Genomic DNA, 21966 nt, shown 5'->3' with positions numbered 1-21966 from the left:
TCATCGTTCTCGTTCTATCTTGCAATGGCTGCGGGAGAGAGAAGATAGCTCTCCAGCCGCGCGGATCGGAAGGTCCAGCTTCGCCAGTCGCGCCGGCGCATCTGAAAGTTCGTGGAGAGATAGTAGCGAACCGTCACAGCTTCGCTCTTCTTGTCGATCAGCTGATCCGGCAGCATCTGGATATAGCGATCGAGCGCCGGGATGACGGAAGGGCCGAGCGAGGAGAGATAGTCGAGATCGAGCGGCGGGCCTTCCTGGCTGATCTCCTGGCTGTGAGCGACATTGAAGCGGGCGATAAAAGCCGGAAAATCGATGAAGGAGCTGATGTAGAGAACCGTAAGGAGGGAGGCGAGGTTGGCGGTGATCAGCCATGCGTTGGATCGATTGAACAGAATGCGCAGCAGGATCAAGACAAGACCGATGGCGACGATGCCCATCCAGAGACCGGCGGCGACACGCAGCTCCGTCAGCGAATAAACCTCGACGTAAAGCCCGAGTCGCAGCATCGAGGACAGGCAGAGCAGGACATTCTGGCCGATCCAGGCATGGACGAGGCCGCGGATCAGCGCGCTATGATCGCCGGGGCCACCGCGGCGCATGGCGACGAGGACGAAGCCGGCGGCGAGAAGCGCCGTGGCAATCAGCGGATAGGCGCCGCGATGGGCATATTCGGCGTGGCTCATGTGCTCGGGCAGATTGGCGCCGCCCCAGAGATAGACGAGATCGAGTAGCGTCTGCACGGCAAAAATTGCGTTGAACAAGACGAGGGATCGCAACAGCGAAGCATGGCCAAACGGCGCATTCCTGGTGGGCACGATCATGAACGGTCTGCCGGCGTGCGATCTTGCAGCGCGACGCTTCAGGCGCGGCCGCAGCATCGCCCAGACGACAATAGCGATCATCATCCAGAAGCCGATCCGCCAAAGATCGAGGAACTGTAGCAAAACGGCAAAATCGATGCTGCGCAGCGCGATTTCGATCAGCGGATTGGCCGCTGCAAAGAGAGATACGAAGATCGCTGCGAGAATGACCGGCATGATCCAGAGGCCAGCGCCCTGTCGGACCACAGCAAAAGAAAACCCTTTGGCCGGCGTCGCAAGATATTTCCGGATACTCTCGGCAAGCCGCAAGGGAATGACGAGAGCGAAGCGGAAAAACACCAGGGGCAGGCCGGTAAGGCGGCGGGGCATCAGTCTGGCGCTGACGAGAGCAACCGACATCAGTGCGCCGAAGCAGAGGACGAGGCCGGTGAGCGAGGGCGCTTCCACAAGCGGCGCCGACGCCAGGACCAAAAAACCGAGCAGGAAAGCCGCCATCGAAAACTGCGGCCTCTTCCTGGCCGAATACAGAATGCCGACGCAGACGGCGAGCGCAAAAAGGAAGAGGTTTATCCCGAGCGCCTGGCCAAAGATCAGAAAATCCGCAAGCGCCACCAGCGCAAGCAGCGCCACGGGACGGCCACCGCCCCGTTTGATCGGCATCGGTTCTGTCAAAATATCGGCTGTATCCATGGCTACTCCTCTTGCAAAGGCCGCGTTGCGATCACGATGAGCCTGGTGTCCGATCTCGTCGCGGCAGGGGTGTCTTGAGACCCGTCCGTCAGCCACCATCCGTCATTGCGGAGGCGATCCGGTAAAGCGGAGGGTGCGGGGCGGGGCGGGCTGGCGTTCTTGCTCATGGCAGGAAGATGGCGCGCCGGATTGCAGATTTTGTGCAGAAAGCGAGGAGCATTTCAGGAAATTGCCCCAAAGCGCCGCGCGTCCGTTCAGACGCGCAGAGGACGCTGCACCATTAGGCAGTCGCCCGCGAACGCAAGGTCAGGGCCTAACCTCGGGCGTATGTAGGCGCCGTTGGTCTTCCGCAAGGCAGGGCGAAGGAATTAAGAAGGACACTATCGGAATCGCTGTGCACGTCTGGCATTGTGCAGCAGCTCGCAGGCTGTCGCGAAGGGCCCGAAAAGTTTGAGCAGCATCGCTTGTTCCTCGGCATCGATATGGTGACGAGCGCAGAATTCCGTGACGGACCAGACTTTCGTCAGATCGTCCGTTTCGATTTGCCTGGGTTCGATGTGTTCGGTCAACGGCGTGTCCTCCGAACAACGAGACTACCCCCCTGGGGATTTTATAAGAACTAGCTAAAAAGGATTACGAGCAACTATATCCAGGAAGCATGTATCAGGAACGCGGATGCGAAAACGCCCGCCGATTTTGCGGCGGGCGTCGCGTTTCGCTAACCTGTTATGGGCGATCAAACCGTATGAACGTCCGTACCGGTGATGTTGAGCGTCACCAGGGCAGTGTCCGTGTGACCTTCGCCGTCCGAAATCTTGTAGTACCGCAGAACCTCCGTGTAGGTCTGATCGGCATTCAGATCGGTGTTCAACTCGTAGGTGAACTCGCCGTTCGACTTGACGTGGAACGTGCCATACGTGCCAGCAACGTCGGTTACGGCGTCGGCAGGGGAGTCTACCTGTGTATTCAGGAACTGACGCAGGAACATCTTGCCGTTGTCGCCGGCGATGTCGTTGTCCAGAACGTTACCCGTGATGGGGCTGCCTTCGGTGAAGCTGTATGTATCGTCGACCGCGACCGGCTTAACCTGGGTAACGCCCTGGATATTCAGGGAGAATACACCGACATCGGTGTGACCGTTGCCGTCGGAGATCTTGTAGGAGACGCGTTCTGTCAGCGTTTCACCATTGGTAAAGCCGATCTTGGCAGCATCGCTCAGGACATAAGTATAGCTGCCATCCGGCTTGACGAAGAACGTGCCGTAGTCGCCCTGGATCTCGGTGACCTGGCTGTTGCCGCCCTTGGCGCCGACCGCCTGCTGGTCGAAGGCGCGCAGGAACAGGCGGCCGTTGTCGGAGGAATCGTTGGACAGAAGATTTCCGGAAATTACGTCGGTTTCTGCAAAAGTTACACTATCGTCAGTTGCGTGAATCAGGGAAGCCATTAGTTTCTCCTAAAATTGTTTTATCGGTGGGTCATTTTGACCTTAGCGAGCGGCTTCTTTAACAACTTATTAATACTGCAAGTCAATGGGGTATTTAACGCAAGGTTAACATTCACCCATAACGTGCATTGACGTTTATGAAGCGACCAATACGTTATCTGATTCAATCAAATTTGAAGCAAATTCGACCAATTTACACCCGGTAAACTTGAAGGAACCTGCCCGGTGACTATGTTGCGGCCGTGCTCTTCTGACGCTGCTTCTATCCCGGCTGCACACCGTTGCAATCATTGACACCGGCACCTACCTTAGAGCCGCAGCCGATCTCACCGGACACTCCAGCAGTGCCGACACGGGAATGAAAGCAAAAGGATCGGCCGCATGCGCCATCCGGGCGGCCCATGGGCAATCCCAGCAGCAAGATGATTCCGGCTACGGCCGTCAGAGGATTTCTTTTTGAACCCACGAAATATGGCGACTGCGGCTGCGGTCGTTGATCGGCCGGCGCAAGGGTCGCGGTGCTGTCCCAAACTGCTGGAGCGTGAAGGGCATTTGCCTCTTTAGCCGCCGTGAATGCAGGCCTGATCGCCTGATAACCCGGCCCACCATCCAAACAAGGAGAATGCGAATGCAGGTACTCGTCAGAGACAACAACGTCGATCAAGCCCTGAGGGCGTTGAAAAAGAAAATGCAGCGCGAAGGACTGTTCCGCGAAATGAAGGAGCGGCGCGCCTATGAGAAGCCGTCCGAACGCCGCGTCAGAGAAAAAGCCCAGGCGATCAGCCGGCAGCGCAAGGCCGCACGCAAGAAGATGCAGCGCGAAGGACTGCTGACCGGGCGGAAGCAGGCGGCAGCGCGTTGATAGCTTTCCCGAAAGGATAGACAATGGACGAATTGAATAGCCTTGCCATTTCAGAAGAACGCCTCGAGGATTGCCGTGATGTGGTCGAGCCGGATCTGCAGGATCTGATCCAGCGTGCGCTGACATCGGGCTTTTCACGGGAAGAAATCCTCATAGCCGTCAGCGAACTGGTCGCAGAAGACTTCGCAATGGTCATGGAAACTCCAAGCGTGCATTGAGGAGCGAATGGTGACGGTGACGGCGCAGAAGGATCTCTCTGGTGTGGCCGACGACCGCCTTCCGAAGGGGTTTCGATATTTCCCGGATATCGGAACCCCGGATTTGCAGCGCTCCGTTCTCGAAGCGATACCGGCACTGCAACTTCGTTCAAGCCGGGTTAGCTGACGCCTTGACGAAATCGATGAAGGCGCGGAGCGGTGCCGGCACCAGGCGCCGTCCGGGATAATAGAGAAACGGCCCGGAAAAGCGCTGCCACCAGGGTTCGAGAATGGGCTCGAGAACGCCACTGTCAAAATACGGGCGCAGCCAGTCTTCGAAAATGCTGATCACGCCCGTGCCCGCTATGGCGGCGTCGACAGACAGATCGGTCGCCCCGCCGACCTTGACGATCAATGGTCCTGACGGTTCGACCCGTACCACTTCGCCGTCCCGCTCATATTCCCAGGGCGTCGTCAGCGCACCGCTGTCAAACCGGCCCAGCAGACAGGCATGGTCGAGGAGTTCGCTCGGATGTTGCGGCCGGCCATGGCGGTCGAGATAGTCGGGGGACGCGGCAGTGGCAAAGCGCTGCTGGCGCGGCCCGATCGCTATTGCGATCATATCCTGCTCCAGCCGCTCGTCGTAACGGATGCCGGCATCGCATCCGGCAGCCAGCACGTCGACGAAGCTCTCCTCGGCGACGATCTCGAGGCGAATATCGGGATAGGCGGCGAGGAATGGCGGGACGATGGCTGGCAGCACCAGGCGCGCCGCGCTGACCGGCACGTTGAGCCGCAGAGAACCGGCCGGCCTGTCGCGAAATCGGTTGACCACGTCGAGCGCGGCCTCCACCTCCGTCAAAGCAGGGCCAAGCCGTTCCAGCAGGCCTTTGCCCGCTTCGGTTGGAACGACGCTGCGCGTCGTGCGGTTGAGCAGTCTGACGCCGAGCTCAGCCTCGAGGCGCCGCACCGCTTCGCTCAAGAAAGAGGCGCTGCTGCCGCTGGCCCGCGCCGCCTCGCGAAAACCGCCGGCCCGCGCCACGGCGACAAAGGCATTGAGATCACTCAAATCTGCTTTCACTGTTCGCCACTCCGCACGGCCTGTACGGATTGTACCGGATTATCACACGCTCCGCCACGGCGTAGTCTTGGCCTCATCTCTTGAAAGGAGTGAGATCATGTCCATTATCGATCAGGCCGGCAGCTTCAATCTCGGCGACCGCAACGTGAAGCGACTTGGCTATGGCGCCATGCAGCTCGCGGGGCCCGGCGTGTTCGGCCCGCCCAGAGATCATGGCGCCGCGCTTGCGGTGCTGCGCGAGGCGGTCGCAAGCGGTGTCAATCACATCGACACCAGCGATTTCTACGGTCCGCACGTCACCAACCAGATCATCCGCGAAGCCCTTCACCCCTATCGCGATGGTCTCGTCATCGTCACCAAAGTCGGCGCCAGGCGCGGCACGGACGGGTCCTGGATTCCGGCTTTCTCGCGCCATGAGCTGACCCAGGCAGTGCACGACAATCTGCGCTACCTCGGCCTTGACGTGCTCGATGTGGTCAACCTCAGGATCATGTTCGACGTGCATGGCCCGGCCGAAGGATCGATAGAAGCACCTCTGACGGTGCTTGCCGATCTCCAGCGGCAGGGTCTCATCCGCCACGTCGGCTTGAGCAACGCCACCTCGCGCCAGGTCGCCGAAGGCCGCGGGATCACCGACATCGTCTGCGTGCAAAACCAGTACAATCTGGCGCATCGGGCCGACGATCCGCTCATCGACGCGCTCGCCCGTGAGGGCACCGCCTATGTGCCGTTCTTCCCGCTCGGCGGGTTTACGCCACTGCAGTCGTCCACTCTCTCCAAGGTCGCCGAGCGCCTCAGCGCTACCCCGATGCAGGTGGCGCTCGCCTGGCTGCTGCATCGCGCGCCCAATATCCTGCTGATCCCCGGCACCTCCTCCGTCGGCCATCTCAGGGAAAACCTCACCGCCGCCGGCCTCGTGCTGCCCGATGAGGCCATCGAAGATTTGAACCGGATGGCCGATATCGCTGCCTGACGGCATGCGATGGCCGCAGACGGTCTGCCGCTACGCCGCGCCTCGCGTGGCGCAGCCGGCGGACTGCGGATTATCGATGTTTCGGCAGCTGACCTGTCGCGCCGTGCCTTCAACAGCGCTCAATAGCGCTCCGGTACGTACATTTCAGCCGGAACCGGCGCCCTGTTGTAATCGGCATGGCGGATGCGATCCGGCAGCTGGATCTCCGGCTTCGGCACATCCTCATAGGGAATCTGCTCGAGAAGATGGGCGATGCAGTTCAGCCGCGCCCGTTTCTTGTCGACGGCCTGCACCACCCACCAAGGCGTCTCCTTGGTGTGCGTGCGCGCGAGCATTTCTTCCTTGGCCTTGGTATATTCCTCCCAATGGACACGGCTTTCCATGTCCATCGGTGAAAGCTTCCACTGCTTCAGCGGATCGTGGATACGCATCTTGAAGCGGAATTCCTGCTCCTCGTCGGTGATCGAGAACCAGTATTTGATCAGCACGATGCCGGAGCGGACGAGCATGCGCTCGAATTCCGGCACCGAGCGGAAGAACTCCTCGAGCTCGTCGGGGGTGCAGAACCCCATCACGCGCTCGACGCCGGCGCGGTTGTACCAGCTGCGGTCGAAGAGCACGATCTCGCCGGCTGTGGGCAGGTGCGGAACGTAACGCTGGAAATACCATTGATGGCGCTCACGCTCGGTCGGGGCGGGCAGTGCGACGGTGCGGCAGACGCGCGGATTGAGCCTTTGGGTGACGCGCTTGATCGCGCCGCCCTTGCCGGCCGAATCCCGGCCTTCGAAGAGCACGACGACCTTCAGCTTCTTGTGCTGAACCCAATCCTGCAGCCGCACCAGTTCGTGCTGCAGTCGGAAGAGTTCGCGGAAGTAGATCTTTCGCTCGAGCGTCTGCTCGGCCGGTTCCGACATTCCCTCGGCGACCAGATCGTCCAGCCGGTCTTCCTCCATCTGCATTTCCAGCTCCTCATCGAAGCTGTCTGCAATTTCGGCCTTTATGCGGTCGAGTTGGTCCTGCGGTGTTTGAGCCATGGTTTTTTCCTTCCTGTTGTTTTGACAGGAGCATGTCAGTGCGAAGGTTATATGACGACCACTGATCGAGCTGAAACGGCTACCCGCGTCTCTCGTTCCAAGCGCGCCTTAGAGCTGCCCCGCACGATATCGGTCGGCAAGGTTTCGGCAGGCGCGGATCGTCAGGGCCATGACGGTGAGCGTCGTGCCGGCGATGCCGCTGCCGGGGAAGGCGCTGGCGTCGGTGACGATGAGGTTCGGGGCATCCCAGACCTGGTTGTAGGGGTTGAGCACCGACGCCTCCGGGCTTTCACCCATGCGCGCACCGCCGGTTTCATGGATGGCGGCGCCCATGCACATGGTCTTGCGGAACCATGTGCGGAACATGAAGCGGCTGAAGACATCCGCATCGGGAAAGGCGCCCCTGCCCATCTCCTTGAGGCCGGTCGGCGAGCCGATGAATTCGAGCTCGCCGCCGACCTCGCTCACCATGGCGATCAGCGTTTCCTCCTGCCGGCGAAGCAGCGCCTGCTCCTCCGCCTGCATGACACAGCGGATATGCGGCACGGGAATGTTCCAGGCGTCCCTGCGCCTGGCATCGAGGGTGATGCGGTTGTCGGCATAGGGCAGCATGCGGCCGAAGCCGAAGAAGGCGAGACGCGCATCGGTGTCCCCGGAAACAGGCGCCCGGCCGACGCTGCCCTGGTAGTCGAAATCGCCGCGGGCCGCGTCACCCTCGCCGAAACGGGGGATGAAGATCCCGCCCGAGGGATTGTAGAACGGGTCGGTCGGAGCGGATTCGTCGGGCGCCCAACCTTTCGCCTTCGAAAAGGAACCGAAGGCGAGGCAGGGAAGCTGATCCATGAAATAGCGGCCGAGGACGCCTGAGCTGTTTCCAAGGCCGTCGGGATGTTGGGCCGAGGCCGAATTGAGGAGCAGCCGCACGCTCTCGATCGGCGAGGCCGACAGCACGACCGTCGCGGCACGGGCCGACGATATCTCACCCGTATTGCGGTCGATGAATTCCGCGCCGGTGGCGCGGCCGGTTTTCTCATCCGTCGTGATGCGGCGAACGACGGCGTCGTAGCGGACCGTCAGCCGGCCGGTGGCCTTGGCATCCTTAAGCGGCCGCGGCATGCGTTCGGCGTCCGGTGCGATGTAGCGCCAGGAAACGACGCGCCTCTCCGGCCAACGGCTTTCAACCGCTTGCTTGAAGATCTGTTCGGCGGGCGTCAAACCCGCCGGTTTGGCATAGATCCCGTCCGGCAGCGTCGGCGCATCGTCCTTGTTGCCGTAGAGCCCGAGATAGGATTCCACTTCGTCGTAGAACGGCGTGAGCTCGTCATAGGAGACCGGCCAATCGACGCCCTTTCCAGAGCGCGACCGGATCTTGAAATCGTCGTCGGTCCAGCGCAGCAGCACGCGGCCGAAACTGTGCAGACGCCCGCCGCCCTGGCGGCCGCGGATCCAGAGAAAAGGCTCGCCCTTCGGCGTCGTATAGGGGTTCTTGCGGTCGTTGACGAAGAAGTGGCTGAAGCGCTCGGTAAAAAAGGCCGCGCGCGCCTGAATTGGCTGGCCCCTGATCGTGGCGCGCGCACGCTCCCAGATATTGATGCTGCTGGCCGGCTCTTTCTTGCGCGCCGGGTCGAAATCCCTAAGGCTGACGGCAGGACCGGCCTCCAGCAGCAGCACCGACAGTCCCAATGCCGTCAGTTCTTTGACCGCGAAGGAACCCGCCGCGCCGGAGCCGATCACCAGCGCATCATAGACGATCTCAGACATGTCTTTCCAAATCCTGTCCTGGAGCAATTGCTCAAAACGGCGCGCGACGCGCCGGCGATTGCGAGAAAACCAAGGGGCGGCGCATCAGAGCCGCGATCCGTCGGCGCCGAAGAGCGACGCCTTGGCGATATCGAGCCCGGGGGCCACGGCGTCGCCCGGCTGCAGGGTGACGTCGCCCATCAGCCTGAGCGAGAGGCTTTGATCGGCCCAGTCGAACCAGACGACCGCATCGGATCCCATCGGCTCGACGACGGAAACACGGCCGGTAATGGTGGGCAGGCTGCTTGCCGCCCCGTCGAGCACGAGATGCTCGGGGCGAAAGCCGAGCGTTGCCGGTCCTTCCGTCGCAGCGGCTTGAAAGGAATAACCGGAGAGATCGACGGCAAGCCCCTTGCTTCGAAAGACCGGCGCGCCGTCGCCGCGCTCGATCCGGCCCTCGACGAAGTTCATCGTCGGCGCGCCGATGAAACCGGCAACGAAGAGATTGGTCGGGCGGCGATAGATCTCGGCTGGCGAGGCAAGCTGCTGGATGACGCCGTCGCGCATGATGGCGATGCGGTCGGCAAGGGTCAGGGCCTCGACCTGGTCATGGGTCACATAGATCATGGTGTTGCCGAGGCGCTGATGCAGCTTCTTGATCTCGACGCGCAATTCGTTGCGCAGCTTGGCGTCGAGGTTCGACAGCGGTTCATCGAAGAGGAAGACATCGACTTCGCGCACCAGCGCCCGGCCGATGGCGACGCGTTGGCGCTGGCCGCCGGAGAGTTCGGCAGGGCGTCTGTCGAGCAGCGTGTCGAGGTGAAGGAGAGCGGCCGTGCGGGCGACGCGGGCCTCGATCTCGGCCTTCGGCAGACCGGCGACGCGAAGGCCGAAGGAGAGGTTCTTGCGAACCGACATGCGCGGGTAGAGCGCGTAGGACTGGAACACCATGCCGATGCCGCGGTCCTTCGGCTCCTCCCAGCTGACGTTCTTGCCCGAGATCCAGATCTCGCCGGCAGCGATGTCCTGCAGCCCGGCAATGGCGTTCAGCAGCGTGGACTTGCCGCAGCCGGAAGGGCCGAGCAGTACCAGGAACTCGCGGGGCGCGATGTCGATCGACATTTTTTCGATCACCGTATGGTGGCCATAGGCGATCTTCAGATCCTTGACGGAGACGGCGGATTGCATGGAAGCGTTACCCCTTGACTGCGCCGGCTGCGATGCCGCGCACGAACCAGCGGCCGGACAGGAAATAGATGGCGAGCGGGACGAGGGCAGTCAGGATCGTCGCTGCCATGTTCACATTGTAGGTGCGCTCGCCCATCGTGGTGTTGACGATATTGTTGAGCTGGACGGTCATCGGCAGATTGTCGCGGCCGGCGAAGACGAGCCCGAGCAGGAAGTCGTTCCAGATGCCGGTGAACTGCAGCATGGAGACCACGACGACCATCGGCACGGCGATCGGCAGCATGATCTCGAAAAAGATGCGCCAGAAGCCGGCGCCGTCGACGCGTGCCGCCTTGCAGAGCTCCTCCGGCACGCTGACGAAATAGTTGCGGAAGAGCAGGGTCACCAGCGGCAGGCCGAAGATGACATGCACGAGAATGATGCCGGCAAGCGAATTGTAGAGCTCGATATTGGCCATCGCCCGGACCATCGGATAGAGGAAGATCTGGTAGGGGATGAGACCGCCGGCCATCAACAGGCCGAAGAGCAGGTTGGCCCCGCGCGGCCGCCAGAGCGACAGCGCATAGCCGTTGACGGCGCCGATGAAGACCGAGAGCGCGACCGCGGGAACGGTGATCGCCACCGAATTCCAGAAGCCGCTGCGAATGCCGACACAGACGGTTCCCATGCAGGCACCTGACCAGGCGGTCGTCCAGGCGGAGAAATCGAGCGTCGCCGGCAAAGCGAAGATCTGCCCGAGCCGGATTTCGTCCATCGATTTGAGCGAGGTGACCACCATGGTGTAGAGCGGCAGAAGGAAGAACAGCGCGGCGGCGACCAGGAAGGCATAAAGGCCGATGCGCCCGGCCGTGAGGCGGGCCGGCTTCGGGCCGTTCGGATGGAGATCAGCCATCACGCGGCTCCCTTCGCTCTGGCGCGCATGTGCATCGCGTAGCGGAACGGAGCGACCGCGACGATGACGCCGAGCACAAGCACCGTCGCTCCTGCCGTGGCGAGGCCGAGGTTCTGGCGGCCGAACAGATTGTCCATGATGAATTTCGCCGGCACCTCGGTCGCATTGCCGGGACCGCCATTGGTCATGGCGACGACGATGTCGTAGGTCTTGATCACGCCCATGGCGAGCAGCATGCCGGCCGCCGCCAGCGCCGGCCCGAGCTGCGGCAGGATGATCGAGACATAGATCCGCCAGACGGGAATGCCGTCGATCCGCGCCGCCTTCCATTGTTCGGCCTCGATGCCGCGCATGCCGGCGAGCGCGATGACCATGACCAGCCCGGCACCCTGCCAGACGCCGGCAAGCACCAGCGCATAAATCGCCATGTCGCGATTGACCACCCAGTCGAGCACGAAGCTTTCCCAGCCGAGCGAGCGAACGCTCGCCTGGATGCCGAGCGTCGGATTGAGCATCCACTGCCAGATCAGCCCGGTCACGACGAAAGACATGGCATAGGGATAAAGGAAGATGGTCCTGAAGGCGCTTTCGAAGCGGATCTTGCGGTCGAGGGCGGCGGCGAGCAGGAAGCCGAGCAGCAGGCAGCCTGCGACGTAGAGGACGCCGAAGATCAGCACGTTCTGCAGCGATGCGAGCCATTTGGCGGAAGAGAAGAGCTTCGAATATTGCGCCAGGCCGACATAGGTCGAGGAGGGAAAGAGCGTCGAATTGGTGAAGGACAGGCGGATCGACCACGCCATGGTGCCGATGAAGACCACCACCGCGACGAACCATGTCGGCAGCAGGGCGATCGTGGCTGAAAGGTTAGGCTTGCGTTTGAAGGACATCGGCCAGCTCGTCGACGGATGAAAGGAGCGCGCCGCCGCTGCACAATGGCGACGGCCGACAGCCGTGGCGTCGGCATCAGACCGACGCCACCGGCGCTATCCTATTCGAAAATGGCGAAGAAGTTCGCGGCGGCGGAGGCTGCGTCATTCGAGCCGCCGCTCCAGAATTCGTCGACGTAGTCGTCGAGCGCGCCGACCTGCTGGGGCGTCAGCACGATCGCCTGGTCCGGCACGATCGCGCCCGCAGCCATCAGCTCCGCGCCCTTCCGGGCACAGACATCGAGCTTCGACTTGTCGACGTCGGTGCGCATGGGCACCGCGCCTTTCTTCAGCGCGAACTCGACCTGGACGGCCGGGTCCATGACGACCTCGGCGAGAAGTTTCTGCGCCTTGTCGGTGCTGGCATTGCTGGTCTTCGGGAACCACAGGGAGTCGGCGATGTAAACCATGCCCTTCGATTCCGGCACGATCATGCAGCCATAGTCCTTGCCCGGCTCCTTGCCGGCGACGGTGAATTCGCCCTTGGCCCAATCGCCCATGAACTGAACGCCGGCCTTGGCGGTTATCAGCATGGCTGTCGCGTCGTTCCAGTTGCGGCCGGCGGCCCCCGCATCGACATAGGCGCGCAGCTTGCCGAGGATTTCGAGGGTCTTCTTCACGCCCTCGACGGAAGCCTCGCTCTTGTCCTTGTCGACATAGATCTTCAGGAAGCCGTCGATCCCGACCTGCGACAGCAGGATCATGTTGAAGACCTTGGTCTGCTGCCAGGGCTGCCCACCCCAGGCGACCGGAATGATGCCGGCGGCCTTCAGCTTGTCGAGGTCGGCGAAGAATTCGTCCCAGCTCTTGGGCTCCTCCGTGATGCCGGCCTTCTCGAAGGCTTCCTTGGAATAGAAAACCCAGCTTTCGCCATGGGCGCCGGTCGGCGAGAGATAGACCTTGCCGTCATAGGAAATGAGATCGGTGATCGATTTCGGCAGGACGTCGGCCCATTTTCCGGCGGCCGCGACGTCGTCGATCGGGTTGAACAGGCCCTGGCTGACGAAATCCGCAGCCGCAAGGCCGATGACGCCCTGTTTGGCACCCGGCGCGTCGCCGGCGACGATCCGGTTCTGGAATGCCGCATCGGCCGCGCCGAACCCGGCGATCGAAGAATCCTTCCAGACGCCGCCGCGCTTTTCGAATTCGGTCTTGATGACATTCAAGGCCGCCGCTTCGCCGCCCGACGTCCAGGACGACATCATCTCGATCGTCGGCTTGTCCTCGGCATGGGCCGAGGCGAGAAGACCGGCGACTGCCACGCCGGCAAGAAAAAGTTTCATCATGGTCTTCATTGTTCCACCTCTTGAAAATGCCCTCTTGGCGGGGCGTTCGTCGTCTTCGGAATGAAGTCAGCGATAGATCGGCAGGAGCGCCTGCCGGACGAGCGTCAGCCCGTTGGCGATGTCGCGGACGGGATCCGGCGCAGCATCGAGTTCGAGGATCGCCCAGCCTTCATAAGACCGGTCGCGCAACAGCCGGATCCAGGCCGGCCAGTCGACCCGCCCGAGGCCGAAGCCGCAGAAATAAGGGCGGTGGCGATCGTGAATGTGCTTGTCGATCGGGGTGTCGGCGGGCATGGGTCCGATCGCATCCTTCCAATGAGCGATGATCATCCGCTCGTGATGACGATCGACGAGCTGGACGGGATCGGAGCCGGCAACGATGATATGGGCCGTGTCCGGGCACATATGCACATAGGCGGGGTCGGTCAGAAGCATCATCAGGTCGACGTCGCGCGCGCCGGCAAAAATCGAATGAGCCTCGGTATGCAGCGCCAGCCGCACACCCTTCACATAAAGGGCTGCGCCAAGCCGGTTGAGGAAATCGGCAATCAGCTTGGCGCGGTCAAAATCGTGGAACTGCACCGGCTGGGCGCCGAGCGTCTGGCGAAGCGGGGCGCCGATCACCATGATGTCGCTGCCGCAGGCTTTCAGGAAGTCGGCATAACGTTCCGCCTTGTCGATCAGCGCGCGCTGGGCCTCGGGGTCGGTAAAATCGCCCGCCGCCTCAAGCTCCGCGAAGAAGCCGCTGCAGAGCGTCAGGCCGCGGCTTGCCAGCTCGGCTGCGAAAGCGTCGACGGAACCATAAGTCTTGATCGCATCCTGCCAGTTGAAGGGAGAGAAGGTCACCTCGACGCCGGTAATGCCCGAGGCCTGGACGCTGTCGAGGATCTTGTCCCAGAAGGCGCGCGGTTCGCCGCGGGCATAGGCGACGATTGCATCATCGCTATCGACACCCCAGAAGCCCGGATGAAAGAACGTCACGAGATCGACGCCGAAGCGCAGCCTGTCGCCAGTAGCCATATCTATCCCATTTCTCGAGGCACGACCCATCCGCCTGCGGAACAGCAGCCCCACATCCAATAAGTCATGGATTTTCAACGCATTAATAAATGGCAATCGTTTGCCATTGGCAGATGATAGCCAAGCTGGTTTTTTTGGCAAGCGATTTTTGGCAAACGTTTGCTATAGACCATCGCCTGTCTTAGAGTTGCAAATCGAAGCATCCGAGGGAAAGAAATAAACGTGAATAAAAACAAGGATGTGGTCGGCGAGGATCAATCGGGCGCGTTGATGGCCGATGTCGCGCGGCTCGCCGGCGTTGCGATATCGACGGTCAGCCGTGCGCTCGCCAATCCCGGGCGCGTCAACGAGAAGACCCGCGCCAAGATCAACGCGGCGGCCAAGCAGCTCGGCTATACGCCCAATGCAATGGCGCGGGGCCTCCGGGTCGGCAAATCCAACATCATCATGATCATCCTGCCCGGATCGCTCTATTACGGCGTCTCGCAGATCATTCCGCAGGTCCTGCAGAGCATCAACAAATCGCTGATCCAGGGCGGTTACAACCTGATGATCGCCAACCTCGATCGCGACGAAATTTCCGAGCGGCACATTCTCGATCTTGCCTTCGGCGGCAGCGTGCGCGGAGCGATCATTCTGTCGTCGAAGCTTCCGGAGGTCGATGGGCGCTCCCTGGCAAATTCCGGCCTGCCGATCGTTTCGATGCTGCTCGACATGAGCGATGCGGGCCTGCAGAGCGTCGTCACCAACGACCGCGAGGCCGTGCGCGACGTCACCGCCGAACTGATCCGCTTGGGCCATCGGCGGTTCTTCTATCTTGCCGGACCTGAAGGCAATTATCACGACGTCGAGCGCTATGGCGGCGTGCTCGAAGCGCTTGAGGCAGCCGGCCTGTCGCAGAAGGCAGTGCATCGCTCGGGCGGCCGTCTCGATTATCAGCACGGTTTCGATATCGGCGTGCAGGCGGCAGACGATTTCGCTGAATTGGCCGAAAAACCTACGGCGGTCATCGCCACCAGCGATGACATGGCCATTTCATTCGTCAGCCGCATCCAGCGCGCCGGCTTGAGCATTCCCGACGATCTTTCCGTCGTTTCCTTCGACGGCTCCCCGGTCTGCGAATTCTCCTCGCCGCCGCTCTCGACGATCGAACAGCCGGTGGAAGAGATGGGGCGCGCGGCGGTGGAACTGCTGCTCGACGCCATTGGCCAGAGGCAAAACCCGGCCTCCGTGCGCACCGTCGTCCGCAGCAAGCTCATCCTGCGGGAGAGCATCGCCCCTCCGAAGACTTGACGATGCCCTGAACCGCGTCATTGAATTCATTCATGGACAAATACCGCGAGAAAACCCAATTTTCGGCAGGTATTACCTCTGACCAAGGAGGCCTCATGGCATCGCCGACCTCGCTCAAACTCGATGATGAGCTAAAGGGCCGCGTCCAACAATTGGCCGAGGCGCGCCGCCGTTCGTCCCACTGGATCATGCGCGAAGCCATCGCGCAATATGTCGAGCGCGAGGAGAAGCGCGAGGCGCTGCGGCAGGAGACGCTTGACGCCTGGAATGAATTTGAAGCGACAGGACTGCACGTCACCGGCGTCGAGGCCGAAAAGTGGCTTTCGACCTGGGGAACTGACGACGAGTTGTCCGCACCCGAATGCCACAAGTAATCTTCTCCCAGTCCAGCGATAGGGCCGACAGGGCGCTGACTGCACTCCATCAAAACTTCGTCTGACCCCATCAGTCGGCGCGTCGTGCTACGAAAATCACGACGCCGGGCGATCCGAACCTTCGGGTCTGCCCGGCGGAATTTGAAATTCCGAGCACGCACATGGACCTCTCGAAGATCAAGACGCTGATCGACTTTGTCGGACGATCGAATATTACCGAGCTGACCGTGACGGAAAAGGACGTGACGGTTCGGATTTTCCGCACGTCGCCGGCAGAGGCAGGCGTTGCCGAGCCCCCGCAAAAGCCGGAATCGACGATAGATCTCGTCTCCGATGCACCTTCGAGCGCCGAGAAAGCCTCTTATGCGGTGAAGGCGCCCGTCTTTGGCGTTCTGCACCGGGCGCCGGCGCCCGGCGAGCCGCCATTCGTTGCGATCGGCGACGCGGTGGAGGAAGGGCAGACCCTGTTCATCATCGAGGCGATGAAGGTCTTCAATACGATCGCCGCGCCGCGATCCGGGCGCATCACGCACCTGACCGATATCGACAATGGCGAGGTCGAGACCGGCGACCTGCTGGCGGAGATCGCCTGATGCCGGAAACATCTGAACAATCCGCTGCTTCAGGACGCCGTTTCGACACGGTCCTCATCGCCAATCGCGGCGAGATCGCCGCCCGGATAGAGCGCGCCTGCCACGAACTCGGCCTGAAGACAGTCGCCATCTGCTCCGAGGCAGACCGGCAAGCGCCTTACATCAAGACCGCAGACCATTTTCTCTGCATCGGCCCTTCGACCGCGGGCAAGAGCTATCTCAATCAGGACGCCATTCTTCTCGCCGCATGCCTGACCGGCGCGGGCGCCATCCATCCCGGTTATGGTTTTCTGTCTGAGAACGCCGCATTCGCCGACGCCGTCGAAAAGGCCGGGCTGACCTTCATCGGGCCGACGGCATCATCGATCGCAACCATGGGCGACAAGATCGCGGCGAAGCGGGCGATGATGGCGGCCGGCGTCCCCTGCGTTCCCGGTCCCGATAGCGCGCTGCCCGACGACCCGGCCGCAATCGAGCGCATTGCGCTGGAGATCGGCTATCCCGTCATCGTCAAGGCGTCAGGGGGCGGTGGCGGACGCGGCATGCGCGTCGTGCCGAAGGCCGATCAGCTGCATGAAGCCATAGCGCTGACCCGGGAAGAGGCGCGCAAGGCCTTCGGCTCGCCCTCCCTCTATATGGAAAAGTTCCTCCAGCATCCGCGCCATATCGAGATCCAGGTTCTTTGCGACGATCACGGCAATGCCGTGTGGCTGGGGCATCGCGACTGCTCGATGCAGCGCCGCCATCAGAAGGTCGTGGAGGAAGCACCGGCGCCGGGAATCGCGCCCGACATCATCCAGCCGGTCGGCATGGCCTGCGTAGAGGCTTGCCGCCAGATCGGCTATCGCGGCGTCGGCACCTTTGAATTCCTCTATGAGGACGGCGCTTTCTATTTCATCGAGATGAACACGCGGCTTCAGGTCGAACATCCCGTCACCGAGATGACGAGCGGGATCGATATCGTCCAGGCGCAGATAAAGGCGGCCCAGGGTGACGTTCTGGATCTCGTCCAGAGCGATGTCACCTGCGAGGGCCACTCTTTCGAATGCCGCATCAACGCCGAGGATCCCGATACCTTCCTGCCGTCGGCAGGTGTCGTCACTCATCTGACTTTGCCGCAGGGGCTAGGCATCCGGGTCGATACGCATATTCATCCCGGCTACAGGGTCTCGCCCTATTACGACTCGCTGATCGCCAAGCTGATCGTCCACGCGCCGACGCGGGCGAAAGCAATGGCCAGAATGTGCGAGGTGCTTGCCGGCACCGAGATCAAAGGCATCGCCACCAATATCCCCTTCCTGCGCGCCCTGTTCGAGGACCACGCCTTCGCCCGCGGTGAGACCGATATCCACTATCTTGAGCACTGGCTGAAGCTGCGGAGGGCCGCGGCATGAGCGCCATCGACTTCAGCGATCCCGCGACCATCGCATTCCTGACCGAGGCGCTGACGGCCGCCGGCGTGGCGGGCCTCGAAATCTCCCGGCCTGACGGGCAGCTTCGCATCGTCATTTCAGGGGAGGGCGGCGCGCAGGTAGCCGCACTCCGCGCTCCAGGCTCCGCACCTGTGGTCGTGAAGGCGCCGCTGGCGGGGCATTTCTGCGCCGAACATCCGGCCGCCGCCGCCACACCGCAAACGCTGCCGCGCTCGGTATCCGATGCCGATCTCCTCGGCTTCATCAGGGTAGGGCATGTGCTGCTTCCCCTTCGCGCCGGCCGCTCCGGTGTCTTGACCAGGCTGCTCGCCGAGCCCGGCGCCCTGGTCGGCTTCGGTGATCCTCTGTTCGAAATCGAGCTGCCATCATGATCGCCACGACGAACAGACATGCCTCGCCACGCGAAATCGTTCCGGCCACCCAAAGCCGGGCGCGGGTTTCCTCGATCGGGGCCAGATCCTTCCTGCTCGAGGCGCCAGGCGATTTCGATCTCATCGCGCAACGGCGGATCTGGGCCCTGTCTCAGACGGTGAGAGGCTGGGCGGACCTTGCCGAAAATATTCCCGGGATGACCAACCTGCTGGTGATCTTCAAGGAGACGCCCGAAGATCCCGATGCCGCGGTCGCCCGGCTGCTGGAGGCATGGGAGAATGCGCAGAGCATCGATCTCAACGGCAAGACCATCGAGATTCCCGTCCATTACGGCGGCGAACATGCGACCGATCTTCCGGCCCTTTGCGATCTCTCGGGCTTAAGCGACCGCGAGGTCGTCCGCATCCATCATGAAGCCATCTACCGCGTCTTCGCCTTGGGCAGCGCGCCGGGCTTCGGCTATCTGCATGGCCTCGATCCGCGCATCTACATGCCGCGAAAGACCGTGCCGTCACTGAAGATGCCGAAGGGCTGCGTGACGATCGGCGGCATGCAGACCGGCGTCGCCATGCTGACCGGTCCCAACGGCTGGAATTCCATCGGCTTCGCGACGCTTGAGATGTTCGACCCAAGCTCGCCGACCCCCGCCTTGATGGCGCCCGGAGATACGGTGCGGTTCCTGCCGGCAAGGATCGAGCTATGATCGAGATTTGGGAAAGCGGCCCTTTCAACACGGTGCAGGATCTCGGACGTCCCGGCTATCGCGACATCGGCGTATCGGCGAGCGGCGCGATGGATCCGCTTGCGGTCAGGATCGGCAATATTATCGTCGGCAATGACGAGAATGCGGCGGTGATCGAGGTCCAGACCTTCCCGTTCAGCCTGCGTTTCGAGCGGCGCACCGTCTTTGCCGTGACCGGGGCCGACGGGCGTCCTCACCTCGACGGATCGGAACTCATTCCCTGGTGCGCCTACACCGCAGAGCCCGGACAGCTTCTCCAACTGCAGCAGCCCCCGCGGTTGGCGCGCGCCTATATTTCGATCGGAGGCGGGCTGGATATTCCAGTTGTCATGGGATCGCGAAGCACGTCGCTGCGCGGCGGCTTCGGCGGCAATGCCGGCCGGCCGCTGGCGAAGGGCGATCGGATCGCGGTCGGCGAGGACGCGGAGATTGCCATGCTGCCGGCCACGGGCCTCGCGGTCGTCGAGCCGGCCGTGGCACTGCGCGAGGTCTTCCCGGCGCCCGTCGACGGCATCTTGCCGATCCGTGCCCTGCCTGCCGGCGAGCATGGTCTTTTCGCCGGAGACGGCGAAGCCTTCTGGAGCCAGACCTGGCGGATTTCCTCGCGCAGCGACCGCACGGGCTACCGCCTGTCCGGCGCGCCGATCACGCCGACCGCCGCCATCGAGATGCGCTCGCATGGTGTCGTGCCCGGCGTGATCCAGGTTCCGCCCGGCGGCGAACCGATCGTGCAGATGAGCGATGCGAATACGGCCGGCGGCTATCCGAAGGTCGCCGGCGTGATCGAATGCGATCTCTGGCGGCTCGGGCAGGCCCGCATCGGCGCCCGCCTGAAATTCATCCGCTCGACGCATGCGGAAGCGCGCACAGTCGAACAGGCCGTCGCCCGCTATGTCGAGGATGTCAGGCTGACATCCGGGATGGTCAAGCGCGCCCTGAAGGCGATGGCCTAAGGGAAGCGAAAGGAGGAACTGATGAAGATCGATCTGAATTCCGACATGGGCGAGGGATTTGGTCCCTACCGGCTGTGCGACGACGAAGCGATGATGAAAATCGTCTCCTCGGCCAATATCGCCTGCGGTTTCCACGGCGGCGACCCCGATACGATGGGGCGTATGGTGCGGCTGGCAAAGCAGAATGGCGTCGGCATCGGCGCCCATCCCGGCCTGCCTGACCGGCTGGGCTTCGGCCGGCGCGAAATACCTTTCCAGGCGGACGAGCTTCGCCAGCAGATGCTCTATCAGCTCGGCGCGCTGACGGCGATCGCCAAAGCCGAGCGGGTCACCGTCTCCCATATCAGCTTCCATGCCGCCATGGGCAATATGGTCAACCGCGACCCTATCCTCGCCGATCTGATGATGGATGCGATTGTCACCGTCGACGCCAATCTCGCCGTCTTCGTCACATCAGGCAGCGAGATAGAACAGGCAGCCAAACGCGCGCGCCTGAAAACACTGGCGCTCTTCCTCGCGGACCGGGCCTATGACGCCGGCGGCAAGCTTGTCACGCGCGGGCTCCCGGGCGCCGTCATCAAGGACGAAGCCGCCGTACGCGCCCGCGTGCGAAAATTCCTCGTCGACGGCAGCGTCGAGACCATCGAAGGCGCCGTGATCGCCATGCCGGCACGCTCCATCCTCGTTCACAGCGACACGCCAGGCGCCCTCGAGCTTGCCGGCATCGTGCGCGGTGAAATCGAAGCCACCGGCGCCACCCTCGCACCTGCCGCCGAACTCGCCGAATAACGCAATTCCGATCGCCTGCGGGCGGTCTCTTGTTCAATCCCTTATCGAAGGACCATGCCGATGTCCGTCATCGCCGACCGCCTGAAAAACGTCTCCATTTCAGCATCCGCCGCCATGACCCAGCGCGCCCGGGAATTGGCCGCCAAAGGGATCAAGGTCGTCAGTCTCTCCTCCGGCGAGCCGGATTTCCCCACCCCGGCACACGCGATCGAGGCGGCCCATGCAGCTGCACTTGCCGGCGACACGAAATATCCGCCGATGGACGGCACGCCGGCGCTCAAATCCGCCATCATCAAAAAGTTCAAGCGCGACAACAATCTCGACTACGATGCCAACCAGATCGTCGTGTCTGGCGGCGGCAAGCAGGTAATCTTCAATGCCATGCTGGCGACCTGCAATCCGGGCGACGAGGTCGTCATCCCGACGCCCTCCTGGGTCAGCTATGCCGACATCGTCAAATTCGCCGGTGGCGTGCCGGTTGCCGTCCCCTGCCACGAGCAGACCGGCTTCAAGCTGCGCCCGGAGGATCTGGAAGCGGCGATCACGCCGCGCACCAAATGGCTCTTCCTGAATTTCCCGAACAATCCTACGGGCGCAGCCTGCTCGCGGGCGGAGATGGCCGCCATCGCCGAGGTCATGCTGCGCCATCCAAACGTCTGGATCATGACTGACGATATCTATGAGCATTTGGTCTATGACGACTTCCAGTTCTGCACGATCGCGGAAGTCGAACCCAGACTATACGACCGCGTCCTGACGATGAACGGCGTCTCCAAGGCCTATGCGATGACAGGCTGGCGGCTCGGGTTCTGCGCCGGATCGAAAGAGTTGATTTCGGCTATCAGCAACGTCAACGGCCAGAATGGCGGCGGTATCGCGACGCTGACCCAGGCGGCAGCGACCGCGGCGCTGGACGGCCCCCAAGACCTGCTGAAGGAGCGGGCGGCGATCTACAAGACGCGACGCGACTTCGTCCTCGACAAATTGTCGGAGGTCGAAGGGCTGCGCTGCCATCAGCCCGAAGGCGCCTTTTATATCTATCCCAACATATCGGGGCTGATCGGCAAGACCAGCAAGGGCGGGCGCAAGATCGAGACCGACGTCGATTTCGTCATGGGCCTGGTGGAGGAACATCATGTCGCGACCGTGCAAGGCGCGGCTTACGGAATGAGCCCCTTCTTCCGCATTTCCTACGCGACAAGCATGGAAAAACTCGGCGAAGGCTGCGCGCGTATCGCTCAGTTCTGCAAGGATATGCGCTGA

Annotated in this window: 24 protein-coding genes; 13 read left to right on the top strand and 11 right to left on the bottom strand. The window is 62.2% G+C overall.

Annotated elements, in window-relative coordinates:
• Positions 1-14: 14 nt before the first annotated feature.
• The 3 genes from CO671_RS12215 to CO671_RS12205 form a co-directional block, all read right to left on the bottom strand.
• Positions 15-1511 (bottom strand): DUF4173 domain-containing protein, encoded by a 1497-nt coding sequence (locus CO671_RS12215; protein ID WP_097606134.1) that lies wholly within the window; start codon positions 1509-1511, stop codon positions 15-17.
• Between the two features lie 380 nt (positions 1512-1891).
• A complete protein-coding gene (locus tag CO671_RS12210; protein WP_010029109.1) occupies positions 1892-2080 on the bottom strand; it encodes a hypothetical protein in 189 nt (62 codons plus the stop codon).
• A 167-nt stretch (positions 2081-2247) separates the two neighbouring features.
• Positions 2248-2955 carry an Ig-like domain-containing protein gene (locus CO671_RS12205; protein ID WP_097606133.1) on the bottom strand — a complete coding sequence of 236 codons (708 nt, stop codon included), beginning with the start codon at positions 2953-2955 and terminating at the stop codon, positions 2248-2250.
• A 628-nt stretch (positions 2956-3583) separates the two neighbouring features.
• Between CO671_RS12205 and rpsU the strand changes: the two genes are divergently transcribed.
• The 3 genes from rpsU to CO671_RS12190 are packed head-to-tail and all read left to right on the top strand — an operon-like array spanning position 3584 to position 4201.
• Positions 3584-3817 carry a 30S ribosomal protein S21 gene (gene rpsU, locus CO671_RS12200; protein ID WP_097606132.1) on the top strand — a complete coding sequence of 78 codons (234 nt, stop codon included), beginning with the start codon at positions 3584-3586 and terminating at the stop codon, positions 3815-3817.
• 23 nt (positions 3818-3840) lie between these two features.
• Complete coding sequence (locus CO671_RS12195) at positions 3841-4035, top strand: hypothetical protein (protein ID WP_064685076.1); 195 nt, start codon at positions 3841-3843, stop codon at positions 4033-4035.
• A gap of 7 nt (positions 4036-4042) precedes the next feature.
• Positions 4043-4201: a hypothetical protein gene (locus tag CO671_RS12190; protein ID WP_245424975.1), complete on the top strand. Its 159-nt coding sequence runs from the start codon at positions 4043-4045 to the stop codon at positions 4199-4201.
• Here CO671_RS12190 and CO671_RS12185 read toward each other — a convergent pair.
• Positions 4184-5095 (bottom strand): LysR family transcriptional regulator, encoded by a 912-nt coding sequence (locus CO671_RS12185; protein ID WP_097606131.1) that lies wholly within the window; start codon positions 5093-5095, stop codon positions 4184-4186. The genes CO671_RS12190 and CO671_RS12185 overlap by 18 nt on opposite strands.
• 97 nt (positions 5096-5192) lie before the next feature.
• On the opposite strand from CO671_RS12185, the gene CO671_RS12180 reads away from it, so the two are divergent.
• A complete protein-coding gene (locus CO671_RS12180) occupies positions 5193-6068 on the top strand; it encodes an aldo/keto reductase family oxidoreductase (RefSeq protein ID WP_097606130.1) in 876 nt (291 codons plus the stop codon).
• A gap of 119 nt (positions 6069-6187) precedes the next feature.
• Here CO671_RS12180 and ppk2 read toward each other — a convergent pair whose 3' ends face one another.
• The 7 genes from ppk2 to CO671_RS12145 all read right to left on the bottom strand — a co-directional run bounded on the left by ppk2 (position 6188) and on the right by CO671_RS12145 (position 14154).
• Positions 6188-7102, bottom strand: coding sequence for a polyphosphate kinase 2 (ppk2, locus tag CO671_RS12175; RefSeq protein ID WP_010034250.1), 915 nt, complete (start codon positions 7100-7102; stop codon positions 6188-6190).
• A 108-nt stretch (positions 7103-7210) separates the two neighbouring features.
• Complete coding sequence (locus CO671_RS12170; protein ID WP_097606129.1) at positions 7211-8863, bottom strand: GMC family oxidoreductase; 1653 nt, start codon at positions 8861-8863, stop codon at positions 7211-7213.
• 84 nt (positions 8864-8947) lie between these two features.
• Complete coding sequence (locus CO671_RS12165; protein ID WP_097606128.1) at positions 8948-10030, bottom strand: ATP-binding cassette domain-containing protein; 1083 nt, start codon at positions 10028-10030, stop codon at positions 8948-8950.
• Between the two features lie 7 nt (positions 10031-10037).
• Positions 10038-10922: a carbohydrate ABC transporter permease gene (locus tag CO671_RS12160; RefSeq protein ID WP_097606127.1), complete on the bottom strand. Its 885-nt coding sequence runs from the start codon at positions 10920-10922 to the stop codon at positions 10038-10040.
• Positions 10922-11809 carry a sugar ABC transporter permease gene (locus CO671_RS12155; protein WP_097606126.1) on the bottom strand — a complete coding sequence of 296 codons (888 nt, stop codon included), beginning with the start codon at positions 11807-11809 and terminating at the stop codon, positions 10922-10924. Before CO671_RS12155 ends, CO671_RS12160 begins: the two co-directional genes overlap by 1 nt.
• 101 nt (positions 11810-11910) lie before the next feature.
• Positions 11911-13143 (bottom strand): ABC transporter substrate-binding protein, encoded by a 1233-nt coding sequence (locus CO671_RS12150; protein WP_097606125.1) that lies wholly within the window; start codon positions 13141-13143, stop codon positions 11911-11913.
• A gap of 57 nt (positions 13144-13200) precedes the next feature.
• Positions 13201-14154: a sugar phosphate isomerase/epimerase gene (locus CO671_RS12145; protein ID WP_097606124.1), complete on the bottom strand. Its 954-nt coding sequence runs from the start codon at positions 14152-14154 to the stop codon at positions 13201-13203.
• A gap of 222 nt (positions 14155-14376) precedes the next feature.
• Between CO671_RS12145 and CO671_RS12140 the strand changes: the two genes are divergently transcribed.
• From CO671_RS12140 to CO671_RS12100, 9 genes are all read left to right on the top strand, one after another.
• The gene (locus CO671_RS12140) at positions 14377-15447 is read left to right on the top strand and encodes a LacI family DNA-binding transcriptional regulator (protein ID WP_097606123.1); all 1071 of its coding nucleotides are present in this window, start codon (positions 14377-14379) and stop codon (positions 15445-15447) included.
• Between the two features lie 95 nt (positions 15448-15542).
• Complete coding sequence (locus CO671_RS12135) at positions 15543-15821, top strand: CopG family ribbon-helix-helix protein (protein ID WP_097606122.1); 279 nt, start codon at positions 15543-15545, stop codon at positions 15819-15821.
• A 161-nt stretch (positions 15822-15982) separates the two neighbouring features.
• Positions 15983-16414 (top strand): acetyl-CoA carboxylase biotin carboxyl carrier protein subunit, encoded by a 432-nt coding sequence (locus tag CO671_RS12130; protein WP_097606121.1) that lies wholly within the window; start codon positions 15983-15985, stop codon positions 16412-16414.
• Positions 16414-17808: an acetyl-CoA carboxylase biotin carboxylase subunit gene (accC, locus tag CO671_RS12125; protein WP_097606120.1), complete on the top strand. Its 1395-nt coding sequence runs from the start codon at positions 16414-16416 to the stop codon at positions 17806-17808. Before CO671_RS12130 ends, accC begins: the two co-directional genes overlap by 1 nt.
• Positions 17805-18218 (top strand): acetyl-CoA carboxylase, encoded by a 414-nt coding sequence (locus tag CO671_RS12120; protein WP_097606119.1) that lies wholly within the window; start codon positions 17805-17807, stop codon positions 18216-18218. Before accC ends, CO671_RS12120 begins: the two co-directional genes overlap by 4 nt.
• Positions 18215-18922, top strand: a complete 708-nt coding sequence (gene pxpB, locus CO671_RS12115) for a 5-oxoprolinase subunit PxpB (RefSeq protein WP_097606118.1) — start codon at positions 18215-18217, stop codon at positions 18920-18922. The genes CO671_RS12120 and pxpB overlap by 4 nt, the downstream gene beginning before the upstream one ends.
• Entirely contained in the window at positions 18919-19914 is a 996-nt protein-coding gene (locus CO671_RS12110) for a biotin-dependent carboxyltransferase family protein (RefSeq protein WP_097606117.1), read from the top strand. Before pxpB ends, CO671_RS12110 begins: the two co-directional genes overlap by 4 nt.
• A gap of 21 nt (positions 19915-19935) precedes the next feature.
• Entirely contained in the window at positions 19936-20703 is a 768-nt protein-coding gene (locus tag CO671_RS12105) for a 5-oxoprolinase subunit PxpA (protein WP_097606116.1), read from the top strand.
• A gap of 60 nt (positions 20704-20763) precedes the next feature.
• Entirely contained in the window at positions 20764-21966 is a 1203-nt protein-coding gene (locus CO671_RS12100; protein WP_097606309.1) for a pyridoxal phosphate-dependent aminotransferase, read from the top strand.

Origin of the sequence: Rhizobium sp. M10, assembly GCF_002531955.1 — a bacterium.
GTDB lineage: Bacteria > Pseudomonadota > Alphaproteobacteria > Rhizobiales > Rhizobiaceae > Rhizobium > Rhizobium etli_C.
The sequence above is the reverse complement of the archived record's forward strand: the minus strand, read 5'-3'. Positions and strand labels throughout refer to the sequence as shown.

Excerpts from the sequence above, each read along its gene's own strand:
- CO671_RS12205 (WP_097606133.1), bottom strand. The coding sequence starts at position 2,955 with ATGGCTTCCCTGATTCACGCAACTGACGATAGTGTAACTTTTGCAGAA.
- CO671_RS12145 (WP_097606124.1), bottom strand. The coding sequence starts at position 14,154 with ATGGCTACTGGCGACAGGCTGCGCTTCGGCGTCGATCTCGTGACGTTC.
- CO671_RS12100 (WP_097606309.1), top strand. The coding sequence starts at position 20,764 with ATGTCCGTCATCGCCGACCGCCTGAAAAACGTCTCCATTTCAGCATCC.
- CO671_RS12110 (WP_097606117.1), top strand. The coding sequence starts at position 18,919 with ATGATCGAGATTTGGGAAAGCGGCCCTTTCAACACGGTGCAGGATCTC.
- CO671_RS12130 (WP_097606121.1), top strand. The coding sequence starts at position 15,983 with ATGGACCTCTCGAAGATCAAGACGCTGATCGACTTTGTCGGACGATCG.
- pxpB (WP_097606118.1), top strand. The coding sequence starts at position 18,215 with ATGATCGCCACGACGAACAGACATGCCTCGCCACGCGAAATCGTTCCG.
- ppk2 (WP_010034250.1), bottom strand. The coding sequence starts at position 7,102 with ATGGCTCAAACACCGCAGGACCAACTCGACCGCATAAAGGCCGAAATT.
- CO671_RS12165 (WP_097606128.1), bottom strand. The coding sequence starts at position 10,030 with ATGCAATCCGCCGTCTCCGTCAAGGATCTGAAGATCGCCTATGGCCAC.
- CO671_RS12135 (WP_097606122.1), top strand. The coding sequence starts at position 15,543 with ATGGCATCGCCGACCTCGCTCAAACTCGATGATGAGCTAAAGGGCCGC.
- accC (WP_097606120.1), top strand. The coding sequence starts at position 16,414 with ATGCCGGAAACATCTGAACAATCCGCTGCTTCAGGACGCCGTTTCGAC.
- CO671_RS12160 (WP_097606127.1), bottom strand. The coding sequence starts at position 10,922 with ATGGCTGATCTCCATCCGAACGGCCCGAAGCCGGCCCGCCTCACGGCC.
- rpsU (WP_097606132.1), top strand. The coding sequence starts at position 3,584 with ATGCAGGTACTCGTCAGAGACAACAACGTCGATCAAGCCCTGAGGGCG.
- CO671_RS12215 (WP_097606134.1), bottom strand. The coding sequence starts at position 1,511 with ATGGATACAGCCGATATTTTGACAGAACCGATGCCGATCAAACGGGGC.
- CO671_RS12195 (WP_064685076.1), top strand. The coding sequence starts at position 3,841 with ATGGACGAATTGAATAGCCTTGCCATTTCAGAAGAACGCCTCGAGGAT.
- CO671_RS12150 (WP_097606125.1), bottom strand. The coding sequence starts at position 13,143 with ATGAAGACCATGATGAAACTTTTTCTTGCCGGCGTGGCAGTCGCCGGT.
- CO671_RS12105 (WP_097606116.1), top strand. The coding sequence starts at position 19,936 with ATGAAGATCGATCTGAATTCCGACATGGGCGAGGGATTTGGTCCCTAC.
- CO671_RS12180 (WP_097606130.1), top strand. The coding sequence starts at position 5,193 with ATGTCCATTATCGATCAGGCCGGCAGCTTCAATCTCGGCGACCGCAAC.
- CO671_RS12170 (WP_097606129.1), bottom strand. The coding sequence starts at position 8,863 with ATGTCTGAGATCGTCTATGATGCGCTGGTGATCGGCTCCGGCGCGGCG.
- CO671_RS12190 (WP_245424975.1), top strand. The coding sequence starts at position 4,043 with ATGGTGACGGTGACGGCGCAGAAGGATCTCTCTGGTGTGGCCGACGAC.
- CO671_RS12120 (WP_097606119.1), top strand. The coding sequence starts at position 17,805 with ATGAGCGCCATCGACTTCAGCGATCCCGCGACCATCGCATTCCTGACC.
- CO671_RS12155 (WP_097606126.1), bottom strand. The coding sequence starts at position 11,809 with ATGTCCTTCAAACGCAAGCCTAACCTTTCAGCCACGATCGCCCTGCTG.